This is a genomic window from Williamsia sp. Y853, from assembly GCF_056786495.1.
On record NZ_JBXCJC010000001.1, the window covers coordinates 2,573,127 to 2,599,856 of the forward strand.

The window sequence follows — 26,730 nt, forward strand, 5'->3', positions numbered from 1 at the left end:
GGACCGTCTCTGTCCTCATTGCGTCGTAACTTCATGTCGACGCAGTTCGCGGGCAATTTCTGGAGGGACATGATGACAATCAGCACAGGTAAGGCAACGCCGGCGATCGAGGTCGCGGCACTGACCAAGACATTCAAACAGGGGAAAAACACGGTTGAGGCGGTCAAGGGAATCGACCTGACCGTGGCCGAAGGGGAGCTCCTGGCCCTGCTGGGCCCGAACGGGGCGGGAAAATCGACGACCCTACGCATGATCACCACGCTGCTGCGGCCGACCTCGGGTTCGGCCTGGCTCGCCGGTCACAACATCGCCGACGACCCCGACGCCGTCCGGCGCCAGATCGGTTACGTCGGACAGGGCAACGGTGGTGGCAACAATCAGCGCGTCCGTGAAGAACTCGTGACCCAGGGGCTGTGCTACGGCTTGAAGAAGTCCGAAAGTGCCGCCCGTGCAGATGAATTGATCGGCGCTCTCGATCTGAGCGGCATGGAGAGCAGGAAAGTCAGCACGCTCTCGGGTGGGCAACGTCGGCGCCTCGATATCGCCCTCGGAATAGTTCATCGGCCGCCGGTGATCTTCCTCGACGAACCGACCACCGGGATGGATCCGCAGAGCCGAGCCAACTTGTGGACGCACATCCAACGACTGCGCGCCGAGACCGGAGCCACCATCGTGCTGACCACGCACTACCTCGAAGAAGCCGACACGATGGCCGAGCGGGTGGTCGTCATCGACAAGGGCACCGTGATCGCCGACGACTCCGCGGCAGCGCTGAAAGACAAACTGTCCGGCGACCGCATCGAGTTCACCGTGGACTCGACCGCCGACGCCGACGAATTGGCCCGCCTGGCAACAAGTTTTGACCAGACCCGGGGCGCCACAGTTGACGCACTGACCGTGGGACTGCAGGTGGAAGGCGCCGATGTGATGTTGCCGAAGTTGATCGCCGCGGCCACCGAGCGGGCGATCACCATTCGAACGGCACAGGCGACCCGTCCGACGCTCGATGACGTCTTCCTGTCACTCACCGGGCGCAGCCTGCGCGAATCCGCAGCCGCCTGATCCACTGCATCCAAGGAGAATTCAGATGACAACAAACATCGTCCGAGATAGTTCGATCGTCCTGGTTCGCGAGCTACGTCCCACCATCCGTGACCCGTTCACGGTGATCTTCAGCCTGGTGCAACCGTTGATTCTGCTGGCACTGTTCGGCCCGCTTCTCAAAGGTGTTCCGGGCGCGGCAGATTCGGGCAACGTCTGGAATTGGTTCATCCCGGGTGTACTTGCGATGATCGCGATCTTCGGAACCTCGATGACCGGCGCCAACCTGCTCGATGAGATGCACAGCGGTAGTCATGAACGGATGCTCGTGACCCCCCTGAGCCGCAGTTCGCTGCTGCTCGGCCGCGCTCTCAAAGAGATGGTCCCGCTGGCGGCGCAGGCAGTGGTGATTCTCTTGATCGGATTGCCGCTGGGCTTTGACATCAACATCGGGGGAGCGGTGATCGGGATCGGAATCCTGGCCGTCTTCGGTGTCGGACTGGGGTCGTTGTCGTACAGCTTGGCTCTGGCTGTCCGCGACCAGGATTGGGTGTTCTGGACCGTGCAGCAGACCCTGATGTTCCCGCTGCTGATCCTGTCGGGAACGATGTTGCCGCTCGACGACGCACCCGGATGGATGCGGTTTCTGGTCAACATCAATCCGTTGCACTACGTCGTCGAAGCCGAACGGGCGCTCTTTGTCGGCGACTTCGATTTCTCGGTGATCGGTGCCGGTGCACTCGCCGCCGTCCTGATGGCATGCGGCGGTCTGGTCGTGGGCATTCGGGCGATGGGCGCGGCCTCCCGAGCCTGACCCGGGGTGGGTCAGGTGAGGATGTTTGCGGCCTTGGCGGCGCGGAGCCAGTCGGGGAACTCGAAGAGCAGCCGCTGGTAGAGCTCGTCGTCGGAGACCTTGTCGATGTCGTCGAGGGCGAAGAAGCCTGCGTTGTCGACAACACGGCCGTCCATCTCATCGAGCTGTTCGAGTACGCCGTAGTTCGCCTTGCCGATACCGACGAACTGCCAGAAGACGGGGGCGTTAGATGCCGCCCGCATCAGTTCGCTGATCGGACCTTTCTTACGGAATCCACCGTCGGTGAAGAACAAGACCAACACCGGATGCCCCGGTGTCACCGAACTGAGGATTTCGTTCATGATCGGCAGTTCGTCGTTGGTGGCACCGATCTCGTCGTAGTCGAACCCGCCGTGCTTACCGTAGATGTGGAGGTACTCGCCGGTCCAGGCCTCGACGTTGCCGACGTTGATGTCCGGCACCCGTACGAAAGACTTGGCGTACATGTACGGCTCGAGCTGCCCGTCGTCGTCGATCTGGGTGGCCACGGCCAACATTCGCTCGACAACGCGGTGGATCACCTTTTTGGAGTACTGCTTGGCCATGCTCCCGGTCTTGTCGATGACGATGACGACTCGGGCGCGCACGCCGGTGGCGTTCTTGGAGAGCAATACCTTGTGGACTTCACGCTTGCGCATATCGAGGCGCTGACGCTTTTCGAGGGAAAGTTTCTCCTCACCCGCAACGTTTCTCACTTCTGGGTCGGTTGGTGGTGGTGTGGCCGGGGCGTCGTCGACGCTCACCCCGTGTTCGCGGACGAGATCGGCGAACCCGCGGTCCCATCCGGCGCTGACGTTCCGGATCTTCCATTGACCGCCGCGGCGGTAGACCTCACCGAGTACGGCCGCACGCTCGGTCGTGAGTCCACTGGCCGGCAATTCCACCGCGACGCCGGAGCCACTGGCGGCGACGGCGAGGTCGGGCAGCGAGGCCAGGCCCGCGGTGAAACCCTCATCGCACGCGACGGCGATGGCGATGGTGTCGATGTCGGCGGGGATCCGCGCGAGGTCGATCGAGAGTGTGGCGGTCCCGGTCAGGACAACCGCGCCTTCTGGGGAGGACGGTTGGTTGAAGAAGATGAAGTCGTTGTCGGTGCGCGTCTTGTGATTGCCTGCCAATTGGAAGGCCATCACATCGACCATGCCGGGTTGTGCTCCCGAGACCTCAACAGTCAAAGGGCCGGTACTGATCGGAGTGTTGGCGCCACGCGTCAGGGAGACCATCGGCCCATTATCTACAGCTCCGGAAGGTTCCCGCGCGGGACGCCGTCCTCAGGCGGCGGGTAGGCCCGCGAGCGGTTGCGTTGTGCGGGCCATGCCGTACCGGGTGCTCCAGGGGTATTCGCCGGTGGCGTCAGGCCACACCAACTGCCACGCCGACACCTCCCCGTAGACCGCTCGCGCGACTCTGAGATCGCTCGTGGTGAGTGCTTCGATCACCATCAGATCGAGATCGTCCGTGATGAATCCGGAGAGGCGTTCACCCGCAGTGAGTTTGCCTCCGGCCAGTGCGATCCGATGGCCGACGGTGTTGAGGATCGATCCGGCGATACCCGGCTCGAGCCCGTACACGATCAACTCGGGATGACCGAGGGACGTCAGTCCTGTGGTGTACGCGTGCGACGGAAAACCTGCCCCGGGGTTGGCGCGTACCGCGGTGACGGTCCAGTACCGCTTGGCGATGGCGCGATGGGCGAAGTCGACGGGATCGGACTGCAGGTGCATCGTGTCCTCCTGTGTCGGGTGGGGGCGTGTGGCGGCGATCTTCGGAGCCGATCGCGTATGCGGTGGACCCTAATACCCGGCTCCGACAATCGAATCGACAAAGTGGTCAGACCGCTACGCCACTGACCGGATAGAGTTCGGCGGATGCGTGATGTGGCGGTGGTGGTCGGTGTCCTCGCGCTGATCAACGGGCTTGCGCATTTTACGTTTGACCACGCGATTTCGTTGTTCGTCCCACTCGGAGCACTCGGCTTGCTCATCTATGCCCGGTGGCGGGGATACGGCTGGGACGAGTTGGGGCTGGCCCGCAGTCAACACCGCAAGGGACTCAAATGGGCTGCGGCGATCCTGATCCCCGTTGCGGTCATCGCGATCGGGGGCGCGCTGCTGCCGTGGACCCGGTCCCTGTATTTGTCAGATCACTACGACACGGTGTCGGTGGCGCTGTGGGGTGCGTTTGTGATCATCCCGCTGCAGACGGTGATCCCCGAAGAACTTCTCTTCCGGGGTGTGCTCAACGCGGCCCTGGTGCGGGTCGCTCCGGTGTGGGTTGTTTACTTCGCCGGTGCGGGGTTGTTCGGGCTCTGGCACATCTCGTCGTCCCTCGGGTTGACCGAAGGCAATGGAGGTCTGAGCGATCTACTCGGGACAGGTGTGCTCGCTCAGATTGCCGGAGTGGCAGGGGCCGTCATCGTCACGGGTGTGTCCGGGTTGATCTTCATCTGGCTACGACGACGAAGCGACAGCCTGTTGGCGCCGATGGCTTTTCACTGGGCGGTCAACGGCACCGGTGCACTCGGTGCGGCGTTGGCGTGGCATCTGGCGGGATGACAGCTCTCACCGATAGCGGCGAAAGCCGGAACCGACATCGTGCTCAACCAGGGGCGGACTGCCTCATAGGTGCGCAATGTGTACAGCGCTGTGCGTTTCGTGGCTGTTGGCAAAGTCGTTCGGGCGGTTGACTTATAGGCGGAACATTCGAGAAATGAAGGAGAAACCATGGCGCCCCGCGTCAAACTCGTCCCCGATCTTGACAGCCTGTCTCCCGAGGCCAAGCAGGTCCTGGACGACTACGCCAAGAAGACCGGCGGTGAGTATTTCCAAATCGCGCAGACAGTCGATCACCCCTTTCGAGAGAAGGGAAGCGATGCGCATCACGAGTGGGTGAGTCAGTTCATCCGCGTCCTCGGGCTGAGCCCCGGCCTGCTGAAGGCATGGCTCGACAAGGACTGGTACATCGTTCGCGAGAGCCTGATTTCGAAGAAGGACCCGCAACTGGCCGAGTTGGTCGGCCTGGTCGTCGCGTTTGCCTTGGAGTGCCCGTACTGCATCGCATGGCATTCAGCGGCGTCACGGTTCGAAGGCGCCGAAGAGAGCTTGGTCGCCAAGATTCACACTTACGACGAGAATCGGGATGCATTCGACGAGCGCGTCCTTGCGGTCTTCGACTACTCGCGCAAGATTGCTCTGCATGCGTTCAAAGTGACCGATGAGGAAGTCGACAACCTGCGTCGCTGGTACTCCGATCCAGAGATCGCCGAGCTGACCGAGCTTGCCGCCCACATGTCCGCGCTGTCGAAGTTCTTCTCGGCACTTGACGTAGAGATCTGGTGACCATGACCATCGCAATTCTGGTGACCTTTTCCAGCGTCGCCGAACCAGAAGAACTCGGCGCGATCGCCGATGACTTTGCCGGGGCCCTTGGCGGCGTCGATGGACTGCTGAGTAAGACATGGCTCGAAATCGAGGGCGGTAGTGGAGGTTTCTACATCTTCCGGGACGACGCCGCAGTGGACGCCTATTTGACCGGCCCTCTGGTGGCTCAGCTCCGGACTCATCCGAAGTTCTCGGACTTCGACGTTCAGCGGTTCGGTCTTGACGAAAAACTCAGTGCTCGCACCAATGGGTTGCCGAAGTCCTGACAATGTTACATCCGAGCTGCCGGCGGCGAGACACCGTCGTCGGCAGTTCCGGTGTTTGTTACTGCGCCAGAACCTCTTTCGGGTATCTCCCAAAGGCGCTGCGGAACTCGGAGGCAAAGCGTCCGGGATTGTGGTGACCCCACCGTGCCGCGACGGTGGCCACTGTGATGCTCTCGAGGTCGGCCGCCGCCAGATCGTCGTACGCGCGCTGGAGTCGGACCTTCCGCACATATTCCATCGGTGTCATGTCCCGGTGTCGTCTGAATGCCACCTGTAGCGCTCGTGAACTCAAGCCGACCGACAGTGCGATGTCTCGCAGCGTGAGTGGATCTCCGGCATGCTCCTCGATGTACGAGACGGCGCGATCGACCGGTGGGCATGAGATGAACGGAACGCGTTCATCGCCCGAAACTCGAATCGCGGCCGGAAAGGCGTCGAGCAAGGCCGATGCTGTGGCCCGCGCAAGGTGAAACTCGGTGAGCGTGGGCAGCCTGCTGTCCACGAAGACTCCGGTCTGCGCAGCCATCACTGCAATCATGCGACCCCACGTCTCGATTGCAGGTCCGGACGGTTGCAGTTGCAATGAGAAGTCGAGACAGACCTTTTCGGCCGAGAGCCCACAGGACTCGGCGGCCACTTCGCGAGCCAGATCTCGGTGTATCACGACCTTGTACACAACGCTGTTCTTGCTCCAGTGCGTCCGGTAACGCTTACCCGCGTCGAGTACAACCGGCAGGAGGGGGTTGGAGACAACACCAACCGAATCGGCACTCACACCGATTCGGCCGGCGAGTGGATGGATGACCACGATGTGGTTGTCGTTCGGCTCGGGACGTAGATCAACGGCTGCCCCGCCGTAGGTCATCCTGTGCACCTGGACGCCGGGCATTGAGGTTGCTTGCGCTCTGGCGAGGAAGTCGACCACCCCATCGGGAAGTTCCATCCGGTGAGGTCCCAACGACTCGGTCAGGTGCTGGTGAACTTTGTCCGGGTCACAGGATTCGAATGTCCACGACGACGTATGTGCATGAACGGGATCTGCCTGAGCCTGCGAGAAGCCGAGTACAGCAGTCATGCCTCACCTTCAGAAGTAGAACGATCCATGCGAAATCTACTGAGCCCTGCGTCAACGGTCGAGAGTTGAGATCGACCAGATTTGAACCCGCACCTGGTTCGTGGAATGCGGGTGGCTGTGGATCAACACTCGTTCGCCCGCTCCCGGCGGTGTCAGAACCCGATGCTTCGTGGCCCGCAGGTATCCGTGTTGTTTACGTCGCCGGTGCGGGGTTGTTCGGACTCTGGCATATCTCGTAGTCCCTCGGGTAGGAGCTGGATCGGTGCCATTGCAGTCGGCGAATTACCCGAAAGGTAATCGACGTGACTCCCCGCCTGTTGCCACAATCGAACACATCCCAACGACGACAGGAAGCCAAACCATGAGCGAGAGTTATGCGGTCGCCGTCCTCACCGACGTCTCCATGGGAGACGACATCGCGGAATACCTCCAGCGTATCGACAGCACCCTGGCGCCATTTGACGGTCGGTTCATCATCCACGGCAGCAAGCCGAACGTCGTCGAAGGAACGTGGACGGGGGACCTCATCATGGTTCGGTTCCCGACGTCGGATGGCGCTGCTCGCTGGTACGACTCGGATGCCTATCAGGCCATTGCCCCGCTTCGCGTGAACAATTCCCGCGGGACCCTCGCGACTTTCGAAGGTGTCGATCCGGACCACCGGGCAACCGACATTCTCGAGAACTGAGCCCGGGGGATCGGCGACGACGGATCAGTGCCCGAGGCGGTCTCGTCCCCCGGCGATCCGGGCCTCGTCCGGATACCAGCGTGCATACACGTCCGGATGGGCGCGGGTTCGGCTTTTCCAGGTGTTCGCACCGTATGTCGAATAGAGCGGATTGGCCGGATCCTGTTCGACGCCGCGGGCATTGGCGGCGAGTTCGTCGGGCAGGTCGACCGTGGGTATCACCGCATCGAGAGCGGGACTGAAGAAGTACGGAATCGACAGGCGCTCGCCCGCACCGGGTGGTGTCAGGACCCGATGTCTGGTGGCCCGCAGGTAGCCGTGGGTGGCCACCTCCAGCATCTCGCCGATGTTGACGACAAAAGCGCCGGGCAGCGGCGGTGCGTCGATCCAGCTCCCGTCGGAGGTCTCGACCTGCAGCCCCGAGGAACCCTCCTCGAGCAGGAGTAAGGTCAGCACTCCCGAATCCTTGTGTGCCCCAACACCTTGGTCGCCGGCCACGGCCGCAGCAGGCCGGGCCGGGTAGCGCACCAGTTTGATCAGCGTCGCCGGGGCGTGCGCAAAGGTGTCGTCGAACAGGTTCGGATCGGCAGACAGCCCGGCGGCCCAATGACGCAACAGCCGAAGCGACACCTGTGACATGGCGGCGTCGTAATAGGCGATCGCCGAACGCAATTCGGGCAATGACTCGGGCCACTGATTGGGTCCCTGCAGGCGCATGTAGCCCCTCGCGTGATCAAGCGGGTCCCGCTCGGGTCCGATGTCGATCTGCTCGCGCCAGTCGACTTCACCATTGGTGAACTCGCCACCGAGGCGGTTGTAGCCACGGAAGTGGCGACTATTGATCATGGCGATCGACAGTTTGTCCTCATCCGGGAGCGCGAAGAAGGCGTGGGCGGCGGCCTGGACCCGGCTGATGAGCTGGGGGTCGACCCCGTGGCCGACGAGATAGAAGAAACCGACCTCGTGGGTGACGGTACGAAGTTGTTGGCGGCCTTCGGGTGTATCCAGTTCGGCCAGATCGATCACGGGTAGCACACCGACAACGGTAGTCCGTCGCGCAATCGCCGCAACCTGTCGACACCGATCCCAATTCCCGATTGTGTTTCATCGCGGCGAATGCAAGGTGGGCACTGCCGAAGCGGCGCATTTTGACATGCTTTTGCGATCGTCAGCGGATAACAATCGCCGGCGTTGCAGATTTTGTGTCCGAATTCGACCCATAGCGCCGCGTTCTGAGTATATGGTTCACTCACTCCTGTACGAATGTACAGCAGACTCCGTCGTCGAATGGTGACGGAGAACCCTTGCTCGACACCGTAATCCGGTCAAGTTGAAACCGGCGGTGTCGGCATCCGTTGTCCCCGGCCTTGGCCCCTTCGGCGAAGCAGCGTGGTCGCCGCATGAGTTCGCCTGCGCATCAGGTTCGGTAAGACCCCGAATCGAGCCGGATTGTCATCGCAATACTGCTCTGCCCTGATTGGTCATTGAATCGAGAGGTCGACTATGTTCCGAGATAAACGCTGGCCGCAATTGGCAATATCGTCCCTCGCCGTTGTGCTGCTCCTATTCGTGGCTGCCTGCGGCGGTGGCAGCACGTCCACCGGCAGTGGTGCGTCCGAAGGCGAAGGTATCCCGGTGGCGGGGGGTTCCGCGCGGATTCTGCAGAGCGGTGAACCGCGATCTCTCGACCCCGCGGCGCTGACAAACACCTGGTCGCACCAGCCAGTCCTGGGCAACGCGTTGTATGGCGCACTGATGGTCAACAATGGGGAATCTCTCGCGGTCGAGTACAAGATGGCCACCGATTTCTCCTCCTCTGACGGAGGCGTCACCTTCAATCTCGCCTTGCGACCGGGTCTGACGTTCACCGACGGCACCGCGCTCGACGCCGCAGCGGTCAAGTTCAATTGGGATCGACTGAAGGATCCGGCACTCGGTTCGACGTCGATCCGACAGGCGACCCAGGTGGCCTCAACCGAGGTGATCGACCCGCAGAACCTCAAGGTGACCATGGCAACCGCCAATCCGCATTTTGCACAATCGCTGCTCAGCGGGTCGATGAACTGGATCGCTTCTCCCACCGCCCTCGCGAAGGGAACGAAGTTGTTTGACGAAAACCCGGTCGGCGCAGGACCGTTCGTCCTGTCCAACTGGGCCCGCCAGGATGCGATCGACCTGACCAAGAATTCGGGGTTCTGGGGCGCACCCAAGCCGTATCTGGACCGAATCACCATCACCACCGTGGCTGACAGCAATCAGAGAATCAACGTGATGACCACCGGCGGTGCCGATCTCGCCTCCGAGACCAATTGGGCGAACATCCACAAGGCCGAAGATGCAGGCCTGACCGGACAGGTCGTCCCCACCAGCGGCGGCCAGATCGTCGGCATGAACTTTCGTCGGGCCCCGTTCAACGACGTTCGCGCCCGGGAAGCCATTGCGCTGGCCGTGGACCGCGACGCACTGAACACCGTTGTCTACAACAGTGAAGCAGAGGTTCCGGCAACGCTATTGGCCAAAGAATCCCCGTTCTTCAGCGATGTTCAGATTCAATCGGCCGACAAGGAACGTGCGCAGCAACTGTTCGATGAGTTGGCCGCAGAAGGAAAACCGGTCTCCTTCACGTTCCTGTCCTATCCCACCACCGAGAGCAAAGCGGTCGCCGAAGGCGTTCAGACACAATTGAGTGCGTTCGACAATGTCGACGTCAAGGTCGAGGTCGTGGACTACGCAGCGGCCACCGCACGTGCCGGTCAGCGCGATTTCGACATGACCATCACCGCATCACTCTTCGAAGATCCGGACACCGGCCTGTGGCCGTCATTCCATTCGGCATCGTCGGGAAACTTCCTGGGTGTCAACGATCCTGCGCTCGATCAGGCGCTGGATCTCGGACGAACCGCACCGACACCAGAGGGACGCACACAAGCCTACGAAACCGTCCAGAAGCGCTTGGCTGAGCTCTACCCCGGCGTCTGGTACGTCCGGGCGCTGCCGAGCGTGATCGTCGGGAAGGACGTGCACGGCGTCGATCTGTACACCCTCGGCTCACCGCTGCCCGAAGACATCTGGATGAACTGACGGGTCGCGCAGCACTTTGCCTGCGGCGGCGAATCCACGGACCCGGGCGTTGTCCCAGACCTGCGCAGGCACGCCTCCGCCGAGGAGTGCGCGGGTCAGCGCGGGGGACCGGCCGATCTCGGTATCGCTGCCTGCGATCACGATGTTGCCGTAGCGCCGCCCCTTGAGCATGGCGGGATCGGCGATGATCACCATGTGCTCGAAGACCGTGCCCATGGTCGCGGCCTCGGCCCTCGCCAGGGTCAGGTCGCGGGTGTCTCCGCAGTTCACGACGTAGATGCCGCCGGGCGCCAATACCCGTCGTACCTGAGTCACGAACTCCAGGGTGGTCAGCTCCGACGGCGTCACAACTCCGGAGAACACGTCCCGGATGATCAGATCGCGGGTCGTGTCGGTCAGCGACTCGGTGACCTCGCGCGCGTCACCCGCACGCAGTCGCAGAAGTGGCGCGCGCGGCAGGTTGAACCACTCGCGGACCAGTTCGGTGAGCCGCTTGTCGATGTCGACCGCAACCTGCCTCGCGTCGGGGTAGGTCGCGGCAAGATAGCGGGCCATCGAACACGCACCGGCACCCAGGTGCAGTGCGCGCAGTCGCTCGGTGGTCGGCCAATGGTCGCCGATCAGTTCGGCCATCCACTGCATGTACTCGAAGTCGAGCATCGTCGGATCGGCCAGGTTGATATGCGAGCTCTGGGCGCCGTTGACGGTGATCATCCAGCCGTCGGTCAGGTGATCGCGGACGAGTTCACACGTGCCCGTGTCGATGGGGTAGATGCCCGGCTGCGGCCCGTCGGTTTCGCGTGCCGGTGCGGTCTTACGGGACTGCGTGTTCTTGCGCGATTTGGCCATCGACGTCAGTACACGTCACGCAGATAACGCTTTTCGCGTTTGAGGGTGTTCACGAAGTCCTCGGCGGCGTCGGTGTCGAGGCCACCGTGCTCGGCGACCACATCGTGCAGCGCGGCGTCGACATCCTTGGCCATCTGCGACGCGTCGCCGCAGACGTAGAGGTATGCACCTTGTGCGAGCCAACGGAACAGTTCATCGCCGTTCTCGCGCATCCGGTCCTGGACGTAGATCTTGTGTTCCTGATCGCGGGAGAACGCGAGGTCGAGGCGCGTGAGAACGCCGTCACGCTGGAACTGGACGATCTCGTCCTCGTACATGAAATCGGTGGCCCGGTGATGGTCACCGAAGAACAACCAGTTGCGGCCGCGGGCGCCGCGGGCCTTGCGCTCGTAGAGGAACGACCGGAACGGCGCCACCCCGGTGCCGGGGCCGATCATGATCACCGGTGCCGAGTCGTCGGTCGGCAATCGGAACGCCTTGTTCTTCGAGAGGAAGACGCCCGCGGTTCCGCCTGCGCTGATCCGGTCGGCCAGATATGTCGAGCACTGTCCGCGTCGATCGCGCTCGGCGCTACGGTGCCGCACCGCCGCAACGGTCAGATGGACCATGCCGCGATGGGTCAGAGGACTCGACGAGATCGAGTACACGCGGTGGGCGAGCGGGCGCAACAGGTCGATGAGTTCGGTGGCGGAGATCTGCAGGGTCGGTTCGAGGTCGAGGAGATCGAGGACGTCCTTGCCCCACAGCCAGCCCTCGAGCGAGTCACGGTCTTCCGTCGACAGGATATGGACGAGTTCGGCGTCGCCGGAGTGATCGGCCATGTGGTTGATCAGCTCCCGCGTCGGCAACGAGATCTCGTAGTCGTGGGAGAGCAGGTCGATGAGTGTCGACTCGCCGGTTCGGGTAGTGATCATCTCATCGGGGTCGGCGCCGATGCGCTCGATCAGCGCGGCCACCAACGCCGGATCGTTGACCGGCTTGATGCCGAGGCCGTCGCCGGCTTCGTAGTCGATGTCGCTGTCACCGAGATCGAAGACCACGTGGCGGACATCTTTGCGAGAGTCTGATCCGCGTAGGGGACGGTTCGCGACGAGTGTTGCGCCGTACGGATTCTTGCGGGTCCAGGGGGAGCGTTTCGGTTTGTCCGCCCGTGGCAGAGAAGGGGTTTCGGTGGTGGCGGTCACAGCGTGCAGAATCTCCGGTGCATCAGTTGTCGTATCGAGTTCACGTAGCGCGATCAGAGCGCGGGCGAGTACATCCTCGCGGGTCGCGACGGTGGTTCCGGACGTCGATCCGGTGTCGTAGCCGGCAAGGAAGCCGGACAACCACAGCCGCTCGTCTCCGGTGAACTCGGCGTCATCGGGCAGGTTGGACGTTTTCATGGCCTGGCTGTGCTCTTTCGAAGTCTGCGCGTACGTGTTCACTGCGTCGGGCACCGCTGCTCCGTTGAAGCGGCACCAGACTGGCTAAGGGTACCCTCAGCTGGTGTTGGCGGCCGATCGCGTGGATCTAAGATGTGGCCGGTGAAGTCATCGGGAGTGCACCGCAGCACAGGGTTGGCGATCGGCTATCTCCTCGATCGTAGGTTCGGCGATCCGCGGCGATTGCATCCGGTGGCTGGGATGGGGATATCGGCGGGCAACCTCGAACAGCTCCTGTATCGCGATTCGCGGCCGGCCGGAGCGGTCTTCACCGCGGTCTGCGTGGGCACCGCGCTGGGTGCCGGAATCGTCGGCGGACGCTGCGGTGTCGTCGGAGTTGCGTTGGCCACGTGGGTTGCGCTGGGCGGATCGTCGTTGGCGGCCGTCGGCGACCGGTTGGCCGACGAGTTGGAAGCCGGTCACATCGACGGTGCCCGTGAGCTCATCCCGAGTCTGTGCGGCCGCGATCCGAACAGCCTCGACGAATCCGGGATGGCACGAGCGGCCGTGGAATCAGTGGCAGAGAACACATCTGATGCGGCGGTTGCGCCGCTGCTGTGGGGTGCGGTGGCGGGCGTTCCCGGCTTACTGGCCTATCGGATGATCAACACCCTCGACGCGATGGTCGGATACCGCAACGAGCGATACGAGAACTTCGGGTGGGCCGGCGCACGGCTCGACGATGTTGCGAACTATCTGCCCGCGCGTGTGACCGCTGCGCTGGTGATAGCCATCGGACCGAATCGGCGACGTGCGGTGGCCGCGGTCCGGCGTGATGCCCGGGCGCATCCCAGCCCGAATGCCGGTGTGGTCGAGGCCTCGTTTGCCGGGGCGCTCGGTGTTTCGATCGGTGGGCGGACCGTCTACCGCCATCGGGTCGAGGACCGGCCCGTACTCGGCCAGGGGCCGGCGCCGGCCGCGGTGGACGTACGACGGGCAGCGCAGCTGTCGCGGCGCGTACAGGTGGGAGCGTTAGCGACCGTAGCGATCGGACAACTTGTCGCTGCCATCCTGATCGGCCGTCGGACCCGAACCGATCACCCCGCCGCGAACCTCTGAATCGGCGCCACCGGTCGACGACGCAGCCAGCGCATCGCGGGTCTCGCGTCCACGTTCGCGGGGCTTCTTGGGGATCGTTCCTTCTTTGGCGGCGCGGCGTTGCTTGTACTCCGACCAGGCGAAGTAGCCCAACCCCAACGGGGCCATCACACCGAACGCGATCCACTGCAATCCGTATGACAGGTAGGGACCCGAATCGAGTTGGGGCAGATCCATGGCCCCGAGGCCGCCGGGTTGTCCCTCGTCGAGTTGGAGGTATCCGTTTGTCAGCGGGAGATCGACGGCGGCACTCAGGACCACCGGATCGATGGAATACACCTGCAGGGCACCGGCTTCGACACGTGGCTCGCGCCCGGGACTGGTGCCTTCGGCGGAACGGATCCGCGCCTCCACCGAGACCTCGTCGGTCGGCGGCGCCGCGATCGGTGGCAGGGCCGTGCCCTGTACGGGCGTCACATATCCACGATTGACGAGATAGGTGGCACCGTCGGTGCTCCGCAGCGGTGTGAGCACCTCGTATGCGGGGGCCCCGTCGATGTGGCGCAACCGGACGACGGCCTGCTGCTCGGGTAGGTAGGTGCCGGTCACCTGTACCTTGCGCCACTCCGAATCCTTGACCGGCTGGCCATCGTTGTACAGATCGGCGATCTGCACGGGGTCCGTGGTCTCGGCTTTGCGGAGCAGGTCGTTCTGATGTTCGGTGTTCGAGTTCTTGCCCAACTGCCAGGGCGCGAGAAGCCAGAAGCACGCCACCGCAAAAGCGACCACAACTACGGCGAGCAGAAGCCAGCCGGGCCGAAGGAAACTACGGAGGATGCGCACCCCTATACGGTACCGAGCGCATCGATGTGGCCCTCGACTCCCCATACCCGGCTTTCGAACCCTGCCGACCCACCTCGTCCTGGCTAGTCTTGGCGGGGTTGGCGTGCGGTCGGCGCGCCACGTCTTGGGGAGGCTCAAATGCGCGATCTGGTCTGTCGTAAATGTGGACAGAAGTTGTCCTTCGAGAACACGTTGTGCTTGAGCTGCAACAGCCCGCTGGGGTTTCATCTGCCGTCGCGCACCATGTTCACACTCGACGAGGACGCGACCACCGAGACCGACGGCGACGTCCTCGTCCGGTGTGCCAACTTCAAGCTGATTTCGTGCAACTGGTTGGTACCGCCGGTCGAGCCGGGTGCGAGCACACCTGACGGAGAACCGAATCCGTCGACGCTGTGCGAATCGTGCCGCCTGACGCGAACCCGTCCGGCCGACGAGGACACTGCTGCGATCGTGGCCTTCGGCACCGCCGAGACCGACAAACGACGCGTGATCCTGGAGCTCAGTGAGCTCGGTCTGCCCATCGAAGGCCGCGATGTCGATCCGCAGACCGGGCTGGCCTTCGATCTGCTCTCGAGCGCCAAGACGCCGGTGATCACCGGTCATGCCGACGGGGTGATCACCCTGGATCTCGCCGAGGGCGACGACGTACACCGCGAACAGTTGCGGGTGTCGATGGACGAGCCCTACCGGACCCTGATCGGGCACTTCCGCCACGAGATCGGGCACTACTACCAAATGGTGCTGGTCGGAACCGGTGAGCACCGACCACGCTTCGAAGAGCTCTTCGGCAACCCGGACGACGACTATCAGGCAGCCCTCGACCGGCATTACAGCCAGGGCCCGCCCGACGACTGGAAGAGCGACTACGTCTCGTCCTACGCGACGATGCACCCGGCGGAGGACTGGGCCGAGACCTTTGCGCACTATCTCCACATCCGCGACACCCTCGACACCGCGGCCGCGTTTGCGATGGCACCTGCGGGCGCGACACTCGACAGCGTGCTGGTGGGGGATGTGGGGTTCGATCAGATCATCGATCTGTGGCTACCGCTGACCTGGGCGCTGAATCAGATCAACCGGTCGATGGGACACCACGATCTCTATCCGTTCGTGCTGCCCGCGAAGGTGCTCGACAAGATGCGGTTCATCCACGGACTGATCGCGCCTGCCGCTCTCTGATCCCTATACGCGGCTGCGTACCCAATCGAGGAGTCCGGGCATCGCGGCCTCGATCTGGGTCCGCACCGTCCGGAAGTCGTCGTCGCTGCCGTAGTACGGATCGGCGATGTCGACGTCATCGGCGTCGGGATCGAAACTGCGCAGCAGCCGGGTCCGGTCGCCGGCGCCCATCTTGTGCAGGGCTGCGGAGTGACCGCTGTCCATCGCGATCAGCAGGTCTGCGTCGAGATGTTCGGGGCCCACTTTTGCTGCGGTGTGTTCGTCGTCGTAGCCGGCCGACGTGAGTTCGGTGCGAGCGCGGGCATCGGCCGGCTCGCCGACGTGCCAGCCGCCGGTGCCCGCACTGGTCACACGCACCTTGTCGTCCAGGCCGGCGTCCTCGAGCGCCCGCCGGAAGATGTTCTGCGCCATCGGTGAACGGCAGATGTTGCCCGTGCAGATAAACGTGACGTGCAGTGGTTCAGCCATGGATCAGCTTCCTCAATTGGTCAACCGAGTCCACCGTCCAGGCGGCATCGGCACCTTCATCGCCGACCGCGTAACCCCAGTCCACGAAGATTGCCGGGATTCCGAACTGCGCCGAGCCGTGGACGTCGTGGGAACGGTCACCGATCATGACCACCGGGTGGGCGGCGACATCGGTGATCCCGAGTGAGCTCAGGGCGTGGGCGATCACGTCGGACTTGCTGCGCCTGCTGCCGTCGTCGGAGGCCCCGGCGATGTATTTGAAATGCGAGGCGAGGCCGAAATGCTCGAGGATCGCCCGGGCGGTGCCCTGGTTCTTCGAGGTCGCGACGGCCATCAGTCGACCGGACTGCGTCAGGTCGGCCAGCAGGTCGGCCATGCCGTCGAATACCGAGTTCTCCAGCCAGCCGGTCTCGACGTAACGCTCCCGATAGGCGGCCATCGCGGTCTCGATATCGGCGTCATCGAGGTCCATACCCCGCAGACTGTCGATCATGGGTGGTCCGGCGAGTCCGGCGACCAACGCCGGATCGGGCTCGGGTGCTCCGACCACGGCGAGCGCATGCCGGAAACTCTTCTCGATGCCGTCGAACGAATCGGTGATCGTGCCATCGAGGTCGAACAGCAGAATGGTCGCCGGATCGGCCGGGTCCGGAAGGTCAGGCCTGTTGCTCAAACTCACCACTCCATCCTGCCCGTAGGCTCGACAACTGTGAAATCGGACGAGCTGACCGACCTGGGTCGCCATGGCGACGCAGATGCCCAACCAGGCCTGATCGACTTCGCGGTCAACGTCCGCGGCGACACCCCGCAGTTCGTTCTCGACGCGCTGGCGAGGCGGCTCGGTGACCTGGCCGGCTATCCCAGCGCCGACGACCAGCAGCGGGCCGTCACGGCGATTGCCGGGCGTCACCACCGCGATCCGTCCGAGGTGTTGTTGCTCGCCGGTGCCGCCGAGGGTTTTGCGCTCCTGCCCGAGCTGGCCCCGCGCCGCGCGGCACTGATCCAGCCGTCGTTCACCGAACCCGAGCGCGCGCTGCGTGCTGCCGGAATCGCCATCGACCAGGTGGTGTTGCCGTCGCCCTGGACTCTGGACCCGGAGCTGGTGCCCGAGGATGCGGACCTCGTTGTCCTGGGCAACCCCACGAATCCGACGTCGGTGCTGCATCCCCGCCAAACCATCGAGGCGTTGCGGCGCCCCGGCCGGGTCATCGTTGTCGACGAGGCGTTTGCCGACGTGGTGCCCGGTGAGCCGCAGAGCCTGGCCGGCCACCGCGGCGACGACATCCTGGTCTTGCGCAGCATCACCAAGACGTTTGCACTGGCCGGGCTGCGGGCCGGGTACTTCCTCGGATCGCCCGATCTCCTCGAGCGGTTGGGGCGCCGACGACCACATTGGCCGCTGGGCACCCTGCAACTGGCGGCGCTCGAGCTCTGCGCCGGTGACGTGGCAACCGGTTACGCCGACGCCGAAGCGGTTTCGGTTGTCGATCAACGTGATTGGATGATCATCGCGCTGACTGCCGCTGGGGTCGAGGTGGTCGGGGAGCCGTCGGCATCGTTTGTGACGATCGCGGTGGCCGACGGTACCGCGCTCAAAGAGGCTCTGCGGGATCATGGTTATGCGGTCCGCAGCTGCGCCAACTTCGTCGGGATGGATGCGAACCATCTACGGCTCGCGGTCCGGGACCGCACGACTGTCGACGGATTGGTCGACACGATCAGAAAGGTGCTCGGGTGACGGCTACAGGGACGACGGATATGACGACATTGGCCGACGTGATCGGGATTCTCGAACGCGCATACCCGATCCGGCTGGCGGAGAGCTGGGATTCGGTGGGCCTGGTCTGCGGCGACCCGGATGATGCCGTCACCTCGGTGCTGTGTTGTGTCGACGTCACCGACGCGGTGGTCGAGGCGGCCTTGGAGTCCGGTGTGGATCTTGTTGTGGCCCACCACCCGTTGCTCCTGCGCGGGGTCGACACCGTCGGTACCCACACCCCCAAGGGCAGGCTTGTGCACCGCCTGATCAAGGGCGGTTGTGCCCTCTACACCGCGCACACCAACGCGGATTCGGCAAACCCCGGTGTCTCCGATGCCTTGGCCGCGCTGCTCGGGCTGATCAACGTGCGACCGCTGGATCCCAAACCCGCGGAGGCGATGGACAAGTGGTCGGTGTTCGTTCCGGCCGGCGATGTAGTGGCCGTCCGCGAGGCGATGTTCGACGCCGGAGCCGGTGAGATCGGTGACTACAGCCACTGCTGTTGGAGCACCTCCGGTACCGGTCAGTTCCTGCCGGGTGCGGGCGCCGATCCGGCGGTCGGGGAACGTGGCGAGGTGACGCAGGTGGCCGAGGACCGTGTCGAGATGGTGTCGAGCCGCCGGGTTCGCGAGCGTGTGCTGACCGCGCTGCGCGCCGCACACCCGTATGAGGAACCGGCCTTCGACCTCATCGAGTTGGCACCCGCTCGCGGCGACGAGGGCCTGGGACGGGTGGGTGAGCTCGGTGAACCGATGAGCCTGGCCGCGTTCACGGAGCAGGTTGCGCGGGCTTTGCCGTCCACGACTGTGGGAATCCGGGCCGCCGGTGACCCGGAGATGACCATCACAACGGTGGCGGTCTGCGGAGGCGCCGGTGATTCGATGCTGGCCACGGCCCGCGCGGTGGGCGCGGACGTCTACGTCACCGGCGACCTGAGGCATCACCCGGTCGACGAACACCTTCGCGGCGGTGGTCCGGCCCTGATCGACGCCGGTCATTGGAGTACCGAGTTCCCGTGGTGTGAGCAGGTCGCCGGTCTGCTCGCCGACGCCGTCCCCGGACTTGCCACCGGCGTGTTCGCCACTCCGACAGATCCATGGACAATTCATCGGAGCGGCCACTGAGGCGCGGTACCGCGTACGGTTGCAAAAATGTCATCACCGGCGCTTGACGGCGCCGAACGACTTGTTGATCCGGCCCGTGGGACCGGACAGTAGAGGAATGAAGGAACACTGGTGAAAGCAGATCCGGCCGACCAACGATTGATGTTGGACATTGCCGATGTCGATGCGGAATTGCATCGAATCGAACACCGGCGGTCCACGTTGCCCGAGATCGCCGAGCTGGATCAGCTCGCGCAGCAGCTGAATACCCAGCGTGACGAGGCCGTGCGGGCTCAGATAGCTGCAGAGGACCTGCACCGTGAGTCCCGGCGGCTCGACAACGAGATCATGTCGATGTCGATGCGTGAAGAGAAGGACAATCAGCAGTTGGCCGCGGGTTCCTTGCCCGCCAAACAACTCAGTGAGCTGTCGCACGAGGTCACCGGGCTGATTCGTCGTCGCGCATTGCTCGAGGACGAGCTGCTCGAGGTGATGGAACAGCAGGAAGCCGTCGGTGCGGACGAACAGCGGGCCTCTGCCATGACCAACCACACCGAGCGGCAGATCGCAGAAGCCACCGCCCGACGTGATGCGGCGTTGGCGAAGATCGACCAGGACATCGCCGCCGCGCGGGAGAAGCGGGCGGCGCTGACCGCCAACGTGAACCCGGATCTGATGGCCGTCTACTCCAAGCAGGTCTCGCAGGGACGGATCGGTGCCGGACTGCTCCGGGCCGCCCGCTGTGGCGCCTGCCGGATGGAACTCGATCGGGGTCTGCTCAGCCGGATCAACGCAACCCCGACCGACGAGGTCGTCCGCTGCGACGAGTGCGGCGCCATCCTGGTGCGTACCCACGAGTCGGGTTTGGCTTCTTCGTGAGAGTTGTTGTCGAGGCCGACGGCGGTTCGCGGGGCAACCCGGGACCGGCGGGCTACGGCGCGGTGGTGTTCGACGCCGACCGCGCCTCGGTCCTGGCCGAACGCAAGGAGGCCCTCGGTATCGCGACCAACAACGTCGCCGAGTACCGCGGGCTGATCGCCGGTCTGGCCGCGGCCGAGGACGTGGGCGCCGACGAGGTGTCGGTCCGGATGGATTCGAAGCTGGTCGTCGAGCAGATGTCCGGTCGCTGGAAGATCAAGCATCCGGACATGATTCCGCTGGCCGCGCAGGCGAAGGCGCTGGCGTCGGGATTCTCGCGCGTCGACTACACCTGGATCCCACGGAACCAGAACTCTCACGCCGACCGCCTGGCCAACGAGGCCATGGACGCCGCGGCCGCGGGCGAGCAGGTAGCCGTCGTGACCGAGAAGCCGGTTGAGAAGCCGGTTGAGAAGCCGGTTGAGAAGCCTTTGAAGCCGGCACCCAGGGCGCCCGGATGGAACGGTGCGATGGGTGCTCCGACGCGAATGTTGTTGCTACGACACGGGCAAACCCCGTTGTCGGTGGAGCGGCGTTACTCCGGGCGCGGTAACCCGCAACTGACCGAACTGGGCCGCGATCAGGCGGCCAGGGCGGCCAAGCGACTGTCGACCCGGGCGCAGACCGCGGCCGAGCCGGACGGTATCTCGGCCGTGATCTGTTCCCCGCTTGGGCGGGCCCGCGACACCGCCGAGGCCGCTGCGCAGGCACTGGGTCTGTCGGTCACCGTGCACGACGGTCTGATCGAAACCGACTTCGGTGACTGGGAAGGGCTGACCTTCGCCGAAGCCGCGGATCAGGATCCCGACCTCCACAAGGCATGGATCGGCGATACGAGCATCGCGCCTCCCGGAGGCGAGAGCTTCGACACCGCCACCGTGCGAATCCTGAAGGCGCAGGCGGAGATCGTCGATCAGTACGGTCCGGGCGAGGTGCTCGTGGTGTCCCACGTGACACCCATCAAGGTGCTCCTACGGGAAGCGCTCGGTGTCGGATCATCGATCCTCTACCGGATGCACCTCGACCTGGCATCGCTGAGCATCGCCGAGTTCTATCCCGACGGTGGTGCCTCGGTCCGGTTGGTCAACGACACGAACCACCTGGGTGAGATCTGATCTCTCCCAGGTGGTTCGGGGCGAACGTGAGGTACGCGATCAGCTCGCGCGTGATTGCGCCTCGGGGACGGCCGCCGCGCGGCGGTCGACCTGCTCGAAACCCGGCCGCTTGCTGCCGATGAACGCGTAGAGCCACGATACGATCGCGGCAAAGCGGTTGCGGAAACCGATCAGGTAGAACAGGTGCACCGCCAGCCAGGTGATCCAGGCGAACATGCCGCGGAACCGGATCTTCTCGTTGATGGCGACGACCGCGCTGAACCGGCTGATCACGGACATGCTGCCCTTGTCGCGGTATTTGAACGGTGTGCCCGGCAGCTTCTTCCGGCTGATGACGTCGGCTGCGTGACGGGCCTCCTGCATGGCCACCGGGCTCTGCCCCGGGTAGCCGTTGAGTGAGGTCATGTCGCCGATCGCGTACACGTTGGCGTAGCCGCCCACGGTCAGGTCCGCGTTGATGAGAATCCGTCCGGCGCGATCGGTCTGGGCTCCGGTTGCCTCCGCCAGGACTGCGGTGAACGCGCTGGCCTGCACGCCTGCCGACCAGATGATGGTGTCGGCCGCGATCTTGCGGGTCGCCGCACCGGATCCGATCTTGACGGTGACGCCCTCGGAATCCATGTCTGTGACAAGCGAATTGAGCAGGAGTTCCACGCCGGTGGCCTCGAGGGCCTTCTTGGCGTAGGCCGAGAGTGAACCACCGTAGACGGGAAGTGCGTCGCCCGCGCCCTCGACGAGGTAGACGGACACGTCGTCACGCTTGTAGTAGCGGGTCGCCAGCTCACGGATCTGCCCGGCGACCTCGACACCGGTCGGCCCGGCACCGACGATCACGAAGCTCAGCAGTCGGCGGCGCAGATCTTCGTCGGTGGTCTGCGCGGCCCTTTCGAAGTTCTGGCGGATCTGCGTACGCAATTTTGTCGCATCTTCGATCGTCTTGAGTGCGTAGGAGTACTGCGCGAACTCGTTGCGTCCGAAGTACGACTGTGTCGCGCCGGTGGCTGCGATCAGATAGCGGAATCGAACCGTCTCGGTCGGGCCGTCATGCCGGAAGTGCAGTACGCCGGCGTCGGGGTCGACATCGGTGACCGTGCCAAGGCGGACCTCGATGTTGCGGTGCTTGCGCAGGATGCCTGCGATGTCGGGAGCGATCTCGTCGCTGGAGAGCACGCCGGTCGCGACCTGATAGAGCAGTGGCTGGAAAAGGTGTTCGGGGGTGCTGGAAATCAACACGACGCGCAGTCCGGTTTTGGCCAGCCGTTGTGCAGCTGTCAGTCCACCGAATCCCGAACCCACGATGGCCACGTCGGCCTCGAGGTGGGTGGGAACGCTGTGCGGTGTGGGCATGAGTTAATGATCCTTTTATCTCTTGATGGCAACTACTTCCATGTATAGCGCAATTAACTGGGTTGAAAATCCCTAATCAGGCCATTTTCGGCCATTTTCCAACCTGTTCTAAAGATAGAACTTATCTGGATCACTCATATAAGCTGGTCGCATGGAACTTCGTCAGTTGACGTACTTCGTAGCCGTGGCCGAGGAGCTGAGTTTCAGCCGGGCCGCGGCCCGCTGCTTCATTTCGCAATCGGCGATCAGTCACCAGGTCGCTCGGCTCGAGCATGAACTGGGCTCCAAATTGATCGCCCGGTCGACGCGTACGGTGCGCCTGACCGACCTCGGAGCCCAGGTGCTTCCGCTGGCTCAGCAGATGATCCGGCTGGAATCGATGATCACCGCGACCGCACGTACGCCGGGTGGTCGGGTGCGGATGGCGGCCAACATGTCGTTTGCGCAGCAGTCGCTGGCCGCGATCGCCAAGCTGCGCACCGAACACCTCGACGTCGAGATCGAATTCATTATCAAGAGCTTCGATCAGCGGATCGATGCGGTCTTGGGCGGCGACGTCGACCTGGCCCTGATCCGTGGGGGCCTCGAGCGACCCGGGCTCGCCATCGAGCACCTGTGGGTCGACGACCTGGTGGTTGCGATGTCGCAGCGGCATCCACTGGCGGGATCTGCCGAAGTCGGGCTGGCGGACCTCGGCAAGTATCCGCTGCTGTTGCCGTCGGCACGCGATCAGGTGTTGTTGCACAACGTGATTCGCGAGGCATTCGACCGTCACGGACTGGATCGGCCCCGTCAGGCCCCGCCGCTGCCAGTCGACCACACCGCGACCATGGAACTCCTCAACCACCCCGAAGAGTGGACGGTGCTCTACGAGCGCACGCCGCTCGCGGGTATCGCCTTCACGCGGGATATCGAACGCGCACTACGGGTTCCGGTGTCGGCGGTGGTGCGCGCACCGACCGGACAATCCGAGATCGTCAACGACCTGATCGCTGCACTGCGATCGGTGCGCGCGGATCTGGCCGGGGGAGACGACGTTCCGCCGGGTATCTGACCAGCGAACCGACTCCGGCTAGGTGACCAGCCAGAGCGCGAACACCGAGGCCAGCAGGGTCAACGGCACGGTCACCAGGCCCACCATGGTGAACTCGGTGACCTTCACGCGGTTGCCCTGCGCGTTGACCAGGTTGCGCCACAGCAGGTTCGCCAGCGACCCCAGATAGGTCAGGCTGGGACCGATGTTGACCCCGAGCAGCATTGCCAGGATCAGTGCCGCCGGTGCGCCGCTGCCCAGTGCCGCGAGCATCAACAGGGTGGCCGGGATGTTGTTGATCACGTTCGACGCGATGGCCGCGACCACGGCGACGATGAGCAGGTCGAGCATCCCGGTCCCGTCGGGCAGCAGGTCCGCGAGCCAACTCCCTATCCCGCCGTCGGAGATCCCGGTCACCAACACCCCGAGTGCGCAGACGAACAGCAGGAATCCGGGTTGCGCCGACATGGCCAATGCCCCGGCCCCGCAGGCGCGTCCGCGCAGCGCCAGGTAGGCCATCGCGACGGCACCTGCCACCGCGCACCACACCGGTTCGATGCCGACCAGTGAACTGACACCGAATGCGGTCAGGGTTGCGGTGAGAACGATCAGCGGCGCGCGCGGTGCCGGGCCGGGTAGGTCGAGTACGTCTGGGCCGGGTGCTACCTCGAGGTCGTCGCGAAAGTACCAGCAGAACAACGCGAATTCGACCGCAAGGGTGACCAGCCAGGGCAGAGCCATCAGGAGTGTGAACTCGACAAAGCCCAGACCGGTGGCGGCGAACGCGAGCAGGTTGGTCAGGTTCGAGACCGGCATCAAGGTCGAGGCCGAATTGGCAAGCGTGACGGTGGCGTAGCTGTGTGGACGGGCCGGTACCCGGAGCGCCGATGTCATCGACAACAGGACGGGTGTCAACAGCAGTACGGTGGCGTCGAGACTGAGTGCGGCAGTGGTGATCGCGGCGGCGGCGAACACGAGTCCGAAGAGTCTGCGCCCGGACCGGTGGCCTGCGTCGCCTTGCGGGGATGCGCGGTGCGCGATCACCCGGGCCACCCATTCGAAGACGCCCAGCACCGAACAGGCGTAGGAGATCACCAACAACGCCGCCAGGAACAGCACGGTGGATGACAACTCGCGCAGCTCGTCCCAGGCTCGGTCGGGTTCCACGACGCCAACGACTATGGCCAGCGCTGCCGCCGGGACCGCAACCGCCGCCTCGGACAGGCCACGCGGACGCCACACGGCCAATCCCAGTGCGGTCACCATCAGGACCGCCGCGACAACATCCACGGCGCAATGTTCCCCCGATACCCGGACCGGGCACCAATCCGGCACCGCGAAGGATGCGTGGATCCGGGGCCGGAGAACGTACAGTGATGATGCGAACGAGCCGGCTGGGCGGCCGCGGTCGCGGGGACAGTCGCATGGGCGGCGAGCCCGTGATCGAGGAAAGTCCGGACTCCACAGAGCAGGGTGGTTGCCAACAGCAACCCGAGGCGACTCGCGGGACAGTGCCACAGAAAACAAACCGCCGGCGCAAGCCGGTGAGGGTGAAAAGGTGCGGTAAGAGCGCACCAGCATCACGGGTGACCGTGATGGCTCGGTAAACCCCACCCGGAGCAAGGTCGAAGGTTGCACCAGGTAACTGGTGTGGCTGCGCAGGTGTTCGAGGGCTGCTCGCCCGAGCCTGCGGGTGGACCGCTCGAGGTACCCGGTGACGGTGTGCCCAGATGGATGGCCGCTGCCGACCCTCGTGGTCGGTACAGGATCCGGCTTACAGGCCGGCTCGTTCGCCCCGCAGCGTGGCCTCGCACCGATTACTCCGGTGTGGAGGTCACTGCCCGCTAGTGTTGGTGCGGTGCAACGGATACTTCGCGCCGACGACATAGATTTTGGTGCCATCCGCACCGACCTCGGTCTGTCCGAGGAATTCGGAGCCGCCGCCCAAACCGAAGCCCAGACGGCATCGGACAGCTTCGCCGCGCGTCGTGTCGACCGGACCGACCTGCCGCTGGTGACCATCGATCCACCCGGATCGGTGGACCTCGACCAGGCCGTCCACATCGCCCGTGACGGCACCGGATTTGTGGTGCAGTACGCAATCGCCGATGTCGCGGCGCTGGTTCGGCCCGCAGGTCCACTCGACCTCGAGACCCGCAGGCGTGGGCAGACGATCTATTTCCCGGACGGTAACGTGCCGCTGCATCCGCGGGCGTTGTCGGAGGATCGCGGATCGTTGCTTCCCGATCAGGTCCGTCCGGCGGCCCTGTGGCGAATCGCCGTCGACGGGGACGGACATCCGACCTCGGTTGACGTACAGCGGGCGCTGGTGCGGTCGGTGGCCCGGCTGGACTACGAAACCGTGCAGGCCGACGCCGACGCCGGGCGGTTGCATCCGTCCATCGAGGCGCTCCCGGATTTCGGTGAGCTCCGGCAGCGGTTGGCGATCGAGCGGGGCGCGGTCGAGTTGGGTCTGCCCGAACAAGATGTGTTGAGAGACGGGGACGGCGGGTGGCGATTGGTGGTGCAACCGCGGACCCGGGCCGATATGTGGAACTCGCAGGTCTCGTTGCTGACGGGCATGTGTGCCGGACAGATGATGCTGGACAACAAGGTCGGGCTGCTGCGCACGTTGCCGTCGGCGACCGACGACGCGGTGAAGGTCTTCCGGGCCTCCGCGGGGGCGCTGGATGTGCCTTGGCCGGAAGATGTTTCGCCGGGTGCGTTCCTCGCCGGTCTGGATCCGCAGTCCCCGCTCACCCTGGCGGTGATGTCGGATGCCACCACGTTGCTGCGCGGCAGTGACTACCTGCCGATGCTGGGTGTGATCCCGGACGATGCGGTGACAACACACGGCGGAATCGCCGGGGTCTATGCCCACGTGACCGCGCCGCTGCGCCGGTTGGCCGACCGCTTTGCCACCGAGACCTGCTTGGCGCTGGCGGCCGGAAAACCGGTACCCGACTGGGTGTGCAGCGCTTTGCCGACACTGCCCGAGGTGATGAAGAGTTCGAGTGCGGTCGCAGGCCGCGCGGACCGGTCGAGCCTGGACATGGCCGAAGCCATCCTGCTTGCCGACCGGGTCGGCGAGACGTTCACCGCCACCGTGTTACATGCCGCGCGTGGCAAGCGGCCCGCACAGATCTTCATCGCAGATCCGGCCGTGTTCGCCACGTGCGGTGGCGATCCGGCCGAGGGCCGGCACGTGCAGGTGAAACTGATGGACGCCGATCCCCGCACACCGAATGTGACGTTCATGCCGGTGTAGGC

At 64.3% G+C, this 26,730-nt stretch carries 26 protein-coding genes and 1 other RNA gene; 16 read left to right on the forward strand and 11 right to left on the reverse strand.

The window, feature by feature from the left end; translation table 11 throughout:
- Nucleotides 1-69: 69 nt before the first annotated feature.
- Together AC1TPF_RS11820 and AC1TPF_RS11825 are read left to right on the forward strand one after the other, a co-directional pair.
- Entirely contained in the window at nt 70-1,062 is a 993-nt protein-coding gene (locus AC1TPF_RS11820) for an ABC transporter ATP-binding protein (RefSeq protein WP_482143935.1), read from the forward strand.
- A gap of 25 nt (nt 1,063-1,087) precedes the next feature.
- Nucleotides 1,088-1,855: an ABC transporter permease gene (locus AC1TPF_RS11825; protein WP_482143937.1), complete on the forward strand. Its 768-nt coding sequence runs from the start codon at nt 1,088-1,090 to the stop codon at nt 1,853-1,855.
- Between the two features lie 11 nt (nt 1,856-1,866).
- Here AC1TPF_RS11825 and AC1TPF_RS11830 read toward each other — a convergent pair whose 3' ends face one another.
- On the reverse strand, nt 1,867-3,117 hold the full coding sequence (locus AC1TPF_RS11830; protein ID WP_482134945.1) for a vWA domain-containing protein: 1,251 nt from the start codon (nt 3,115-3,117) through the stop codon (nt 1,867-1,869).
- A gap of 48 nt (nt 3,118-3,165) precedes the next feature.
- Complete coding sequence (locus tag AC1TPF_RS11835; RefSeq protein ID WP_482134944.1) at nt 3,166-3,618, reverse strand: DUF4262 domain-containing protein; 453 nt, start codon at nt 3,616-3,618, stop codon at nt 3,166-3,168.
- Nucleotides 3,619-3,762: 144 nt separating this feature from the next.
- On the opposite strand from AC1TPF_RS11835, the gene AC1TPF_RS11840 reads away from it, so the two are divergent.
- The 3 genes from AC1TPF_RS11840 to AC1TPF_RS11850 all read left to right on the forward strand — a co-directional run bounded on the left by AC1TPF_RS11840 (nt 3,763) and on the right by AC1TPF_RS11850 (nt 5,540).
- Nucleotides 3,763-4,449, forward strand: a complete 687-nt coding sequence (locus AC1TPF_RS11840; protein ID WP_482143939.1) for a CPBP family intramembrane glutamic endopeptidase — start codon at nt 3,763-3,765, stop codon at nt 4,447-4,449.
- A gap of 168 nt (nt 4,450-4,617) precedes the next feature.
- Nucleotides 4,618-5,232, forward strand: coding sequence for a carboxymuconolactone decarboxylase family protein (locus AC1TPF_RS11845; protein ID WP_482134942.1), 615 nt, complete (start codon nt 4,618-4,620; stop codon nt 5,230-5,232).
- Nucleotides 5,233-5,234: 2 nt separating this feature from the next.
- Complete coding sequence (locus AC1TPF_RS11850) at nt 5,235-5,540, forward strand: YdhR family protein (RefSeq protein WP_482134941.1); 306 nt, start codon at nt 5,235-5,237, stop codon at nt 5,538-5,540.
- A 58-nt stretch (nt 5,541-5,598) separates the two neighbouring features.
- Here the strand turns inward: AC1TPF_RS11850 and AC1TPF_RS11855 are convergent, their stop codons facing one another.
- The gene (locus AC1TPF_RS11855) at nt 5,599-6,615 is read right to left on the reverse strand and encodes an AraC family transcriptional regulator (protein WP_482143940.1); all 1,017 of its coding nucleotides are present in this window, start codon (nt 6,613-6,615) and stop codon (nt 5,599-5,601) included.
- Nucleotides 6,616-6,976: 361 nt separating this feature from the next.
- On the opposite strand from AC1TPF_RS11855, the gene AC1TPF_RS11860 reads away from it, so the two are divergent.
- Nucleotides 6,977-7,303, forward strand: coding sequence for a DUF1330 domain-containing protein (locus tag AC1TPF_RS11860; protein ID WP_482143942.1), 327 nt, complete (start codon nt 6,977-6,979; stop codon nt 7,301-7,303).
- Nucleotides 7,304-7,327: 24 nt separating this feature from the next.
- On the opposite strand, the gene AC1TPF_RS11865 is transcribed toward AC1TPF_RS11860, so the two are convergent.
- Nucleotides 7,328-8,338: an isopenicillin N synthase family dioxygenase gene (locus AC1TPF_RS11865; RefSeq protein WP_482143944.1), complete on the reverse strand. Its 1,011-nt coding sequence runs from the start codon at nt 8,336-8,338 to the stop codon at nt 7,328-7,330.
- 495 nt (nt 8,339-8,833) lie between these two features.
- Between AC1TPF_RS11865 and AC1TPF_RS11870 the strand changes: the two genes are divergently transcribed.
- Entirely contained in the window at nt 8,834-10,384 is a 1,551-nt protein-coding gene (locus AC1TPF_RS11870; RefSeq protein ID WP_482143945.1) for an ABC transporter substrate-binding protein, read from the forward strand.
- On the opposite strand, the gene AC1TPF_RS11875 is transcribed toward AC1TPF_RS11870, so the two are convergent.
- Together AC1TPF_RS11875 and AC1TPF_RS11880 are read right to left on the reverse strand one after the other, a co-directional pair.
- Nucleotides 10,352-11,233: a spermidine synthase gene (locus tag AC1TPF_RS11875; protein WP_482143947.1), complete on the reverse strand. Its 882-nt coding sequence runs from the start codon at nt 11,231-11,233 to the stop codon at nt 10,352-10,354. The two genes, AC1TPF_RS11870 and AC1TPF_RS11875, sit on opposite strands and share 33 nt — an antisense overlap.
- 5 nt (nt 11,234-11,238) lie before the next feature.
- The gene (locus AC1TPF_RS11880) at nt 11,239-12,669 is read right to left on the reverse strand and encodes a sulfite reductase subunit alpha (RefSeq protein ID WP_482143949.1); all 1,431 of its coding nucleotides are present in this window, start codon (nt 12,667-12,669) and stop codon (nt 11,239-11,241) included.
- Between the two features lie 78 nt (nt 12,670-12,747).
- Between AC1TPF_RS11880 and AC1TPF_RS11885 the strand changes: the two genes are divergently transcribed.
- A complete protein-coding gene (locus AC1TPF_RS11885) occupies nt 12,748-13,713 on the forward strand; it encodes a cobalamin biosynthesis protein (protein ID WP_482143951.1) in 966 nt (321 codons plus the stop codon).
- On the opposite strand, the gene AC1TPF_RS11890 is transcribed toward AC1TPF_RS11885, so the two are convergent.
- Nucleotides 13,627-14,535: an SURF1 family cytochrome oxidase biogenesis protein gene (locus AC1TPF_RS11890; protein WP_482134934.1), complete on the reverse strand. Its 909-nt coding sequence runs from the start codon at nt 14,533-14,535 to the stop codon at nt 13,627-13,629. The genes AC1TPF_RS11885 and AC1TPF_RS11890 overlap by 87 nt on opposite strands.
- A gap of 138 nt (nt 14,536-14,673) precedes the next feature.
- Between AC1TPF_RS11890 and AC1TPF_RS11895 the strand changes: the two genes are divergently transcribed.
- Nucleotides 14,674-15,717: a zinc-binding metallopeptidase family protein gene (locus AC1TPF_RS11895; RefSeq protein WP_482134933.1), complete on the forward strand. Its 1,044-nt coding sequence runs from the start codon at nt 14,674-14,676 to the stop codon at nt 15,715-15,717.
- Nucleotides 15,718-15,720: 3 nt separating this feature from the next.
- On the opposite strand, the gene AC1TPF_RS11900 is transcribed toward AC1TPF_RS11895, so the two are convergent.
- Nucleotides 15,721-16,185, reverse strand: coding sequence for a low molecular weight protein-tyrosine-phosphatase (locus AC1TPF_RS11900; RefSeq protein WP_482134932.1), 465 nt, complete (start codon nt 16,183-16,185; stop codon nt 15,721-15,723).
- Nucleotides 16,178-16,864, reverse strand: a complete 687-nt coding sequence (locus AC1TPF_RS11905; RefSeq protein WP_482143953.1) for an HAD-IA family hydrolase — start codon at nt 16,862-16,864, stop codon at nt 16,178-16,180. The genes AC1TPF_RS11900 and AC1TPF_RS11905 overlap by 8 nt, the downstream gene beginning before the upstream one ends.
- A gap of 30 nt (nt 16,865-16,894) precedes the next feature.
- Between AC1TPF_RS11905 and cobC the strand changes: the two genes are divergently transcribed.
- From cobC to AC1TPF_RS11925, 4 genes are all read left to right on the forward strand, one after another.
- A complete protein-coding gene (cobC, locus tag AC1TPF_RS11910; protein WP_482134930.1) occupies nt 16,895-17,923 on the forward strand; it encodes an Rv2231c family histidinol phosphate aminotransferase CobC in 1,029 nt (342 codons plus the stop codon).
- Nucleotides 17,924-17,943: 20 nt separating this feature from the next.
- A complete protein-coding gene (locus AC1TPF_RS11915) occupies nt 17,944-19,068 on the forward strand; it encodes a Nif3-like dinuclear metal center hexameric protein (protein ID WP_482143955.1) in 1,125 nt (374 codons plus the stop codon).
- Between the two features lie 111 nt (nt 19,069-19,179).
- Nucleotides 19,180-19,926, forward strand: coding sequence for a zinc ribbon domain-containing protein (locus AC1TPF_RS11920; RefSeq protein WP_482134929.1), 747 nt, complete (start codon nt 19,180-19,182; stop codon nt 19,924-19,926).
- The gene (locus AC1TPF_RS11925; protein ID WP_482143956.1) at nt 19,923-21,080 is read left to right on the forward strand and encodes a bifunctional RNase H/acid phosphatase; all 1,158 of its coding nucleotides are present in this window, start codon (nt 19,923-19,925) and stop codon (nt 21,078-21,080) included. Before AC1TPF_RS11920 ends, AC1TPF_RS11925 begins: the two co-directional genes overlap by 4 nt.
- A 39-nt stretch (nt 21,081-21,119) precedes the next feature.
- Here AC1TPF_RS11925 and AC1TPF_RS11930 read toward each other — a convergent pair whose 3' ends face one another.
- The gene (locus AC1TPF_RS11930; RefSeq protein ID WP_482143957.1) at nt 21,120-22,427 is read right to left on the reverse strand and encodes an NAD(P)/FAD-dependent oxidoreductase; all 1,308 of its coding nucleotides are present in this window, start codon (nt 22,425-22,427) and stop codon (nt 21,120-21,122) included.
- A gap of 151 nt (nt 22,428-22,578) precedes the next feature.
- On the opposite strand from AC1TPF_RS11930, the gene AC1TPF_RS11935 reads away from it, so the two are divergent.
- Entirely contained in the window at nt 22,579-23,481 is a 903-nt protein-coding gene (locus AC1TPF_RS11935) for a LysR family transcriptional regulator (protein WP_482134926.1), read from the forward strand.
- An 18-nt stretch (nt 23,482-23,499) separates the two neighbouring features.
- Here AC1TPF_RS11935 and AC1TPF_RS11940 read toward each other — a convergent pair whose 3' ends face one another.
- Nucleotides 23,500-24,750, reverse strand: a complete 1,251-nt coding sequence (locus tag AC1TPF_RS11940; RefSeq protein ID WP_482143958.1) for an SLC13 family permease — start codon at nt 24,748-24,750, stop codon at nt 23,500-23,502.
- A 96-nt stretch (nt 24,751-24,846) separates the two neighbouring features.
- Between AC1TPF_RS11940 and rnpB the strand changes: the two genes are divergently transcribed.
- Both rnpB and AC1TPF_RS11950 read left to right on the forward strand, forming a co-directional pair.
- Nucleotides 24,847-25,253: RNase P RNA component class A (gene rnpB, locus AC1TPF_RS11945), an RNA gene on the forward strand.
- A gap of 65 nt (nt 25,254-25,318) precedes the next feature.
- Entirely contained in the window at nt 25,319-26,728 is a 1,410-nt protein-coding gene (locus AC1TPF_RS11950; RefSeq protein ID WP_482143959.1) for an RNB domain-containing ribonuclease, read from the forward strand.
- The last annotated feature ends 2 nt before the right edge of the window (nt 26,729-26,730 follow it).

Excerpts from the sequence above, each read along its gene's own strand:
- AC1TPF_RS11825 (WP_482143937.1), top strand. The coding sequence starts at position 1,088 with ATGACAACAAACATCGTCCGAGATAGTTCGATCGTCCTGGTTCGCGAG.
- AC1TPF_RS11875 (WP_482143947.1), bottom strand. The coding sequence starts at position 11,233 with ATGGCCAAATCGCGCAAGAACACGCAGTCCCGTAAGACCGCACCGGCA.
- AC1TPF_RS11855 (WP_482143940.1), bottom strand. The coding sequence starts at position 6,615 with ATGACTGCTGTACTCGGCTTCTCGCAGGCTCAGGCAGATCCCGTTCAT.
- AC1TPF_RS11850 (WP_482134941.1), top strand. The coding sequence starts at position 5,235 with ATGACCATCGCAATTCTGGTGACCTTTTCCAGCGTCGCCGAACCAGAA.
- AC1TPF_RS11885 (WP_482143951.1), top strand. The coding sequence starts at position 12,748 with ATGTGGCCGGTGAAGTCATCGGGAGTGCACCGCAGCACAGGGTTGGCG.
- AC1TPF_RS11820 (WP_482143935.1), top strand. The coding sequence starts at position 70 with ATGATGACAATCAGCACAGGTAAGGCAACGCCGGCGATCGAGGTCGCG.
- AC1TPF_RS11935 (WP_482134926.1), top strand. The coding sequence starts at position 22,579 with ATGGAACTTCGTCAGTTGACGTACTTCGTAGCCGTGGCCGAGGAGCTG.
- AC1TPF_RS11840 (WP_482143939.1), top strand. The coding sequence starts at position 3,763 with ATGCGTGATGTGGCGGTGGTGGTCGGTGTCCTCGCGCTGATCAACGGG.
- AC1TPF_RS11845 (WP_482134942.1), top strand. The coding sequence starts at position 4,618 with ATGGCGCCCCGCGTCAAACTCGTCCCCGATCTTGACAGCCTGTCTCCC.
- AC1TPF_RS11900 (WP_482134932.1), bottom strand. The coding sequence starts at position 16,185 with ATGGCTGAACCACTGCACGTCACGTTTATCTGCACGGGCAACATCTGC.
- AC1TPF_RS11930 (WP_482143957.1), bottom strand. The coding sequence starts at position 22,427 with ATGCCCACACCGCACAGCGTTCCCACCCACCTCGAGGCCGACGTGGCC.
- AC1TPF_RS11895 (WP_482134933.1), top strand. The coding sequence starts at position 14,674 with ATGCGCGATCTGGTCTGTCGTAAATGTGGACAGAAGTTGTCCTTCGAG.
- AC1TPF_RS11830 (WP_482134945.1), bottom strand. The coding sequence starts at position 3,117 with ATGGTCTCCCTGACGCGTGGCGCCAACACTCCGATCAGTACCGGCCCT.
- AC1TPF_RS11835 (WP_482134944.1), bottom strand. The coding sequence starts at position 3,618 with ATGCACCTGCAGTCCGATCCCGTCGACTTCGCCCATCGCGCCATCGCC.
- AC1TPF_RS11915 (WP_482143955.1), top strand. The coding sequence starts at position 17,944 with ATGACGACATTGGCCGACGTGATCGGGATTCTCGAACGCGCATACCCG.
- AC1TPF_RS11860 (WP_482143942.1), top strand. The coding sequence starts at position 6,977 with ATGAGCGAGAGTTATGCGGTCGCCGTCCTCACCGACGTCTCCATGGGA.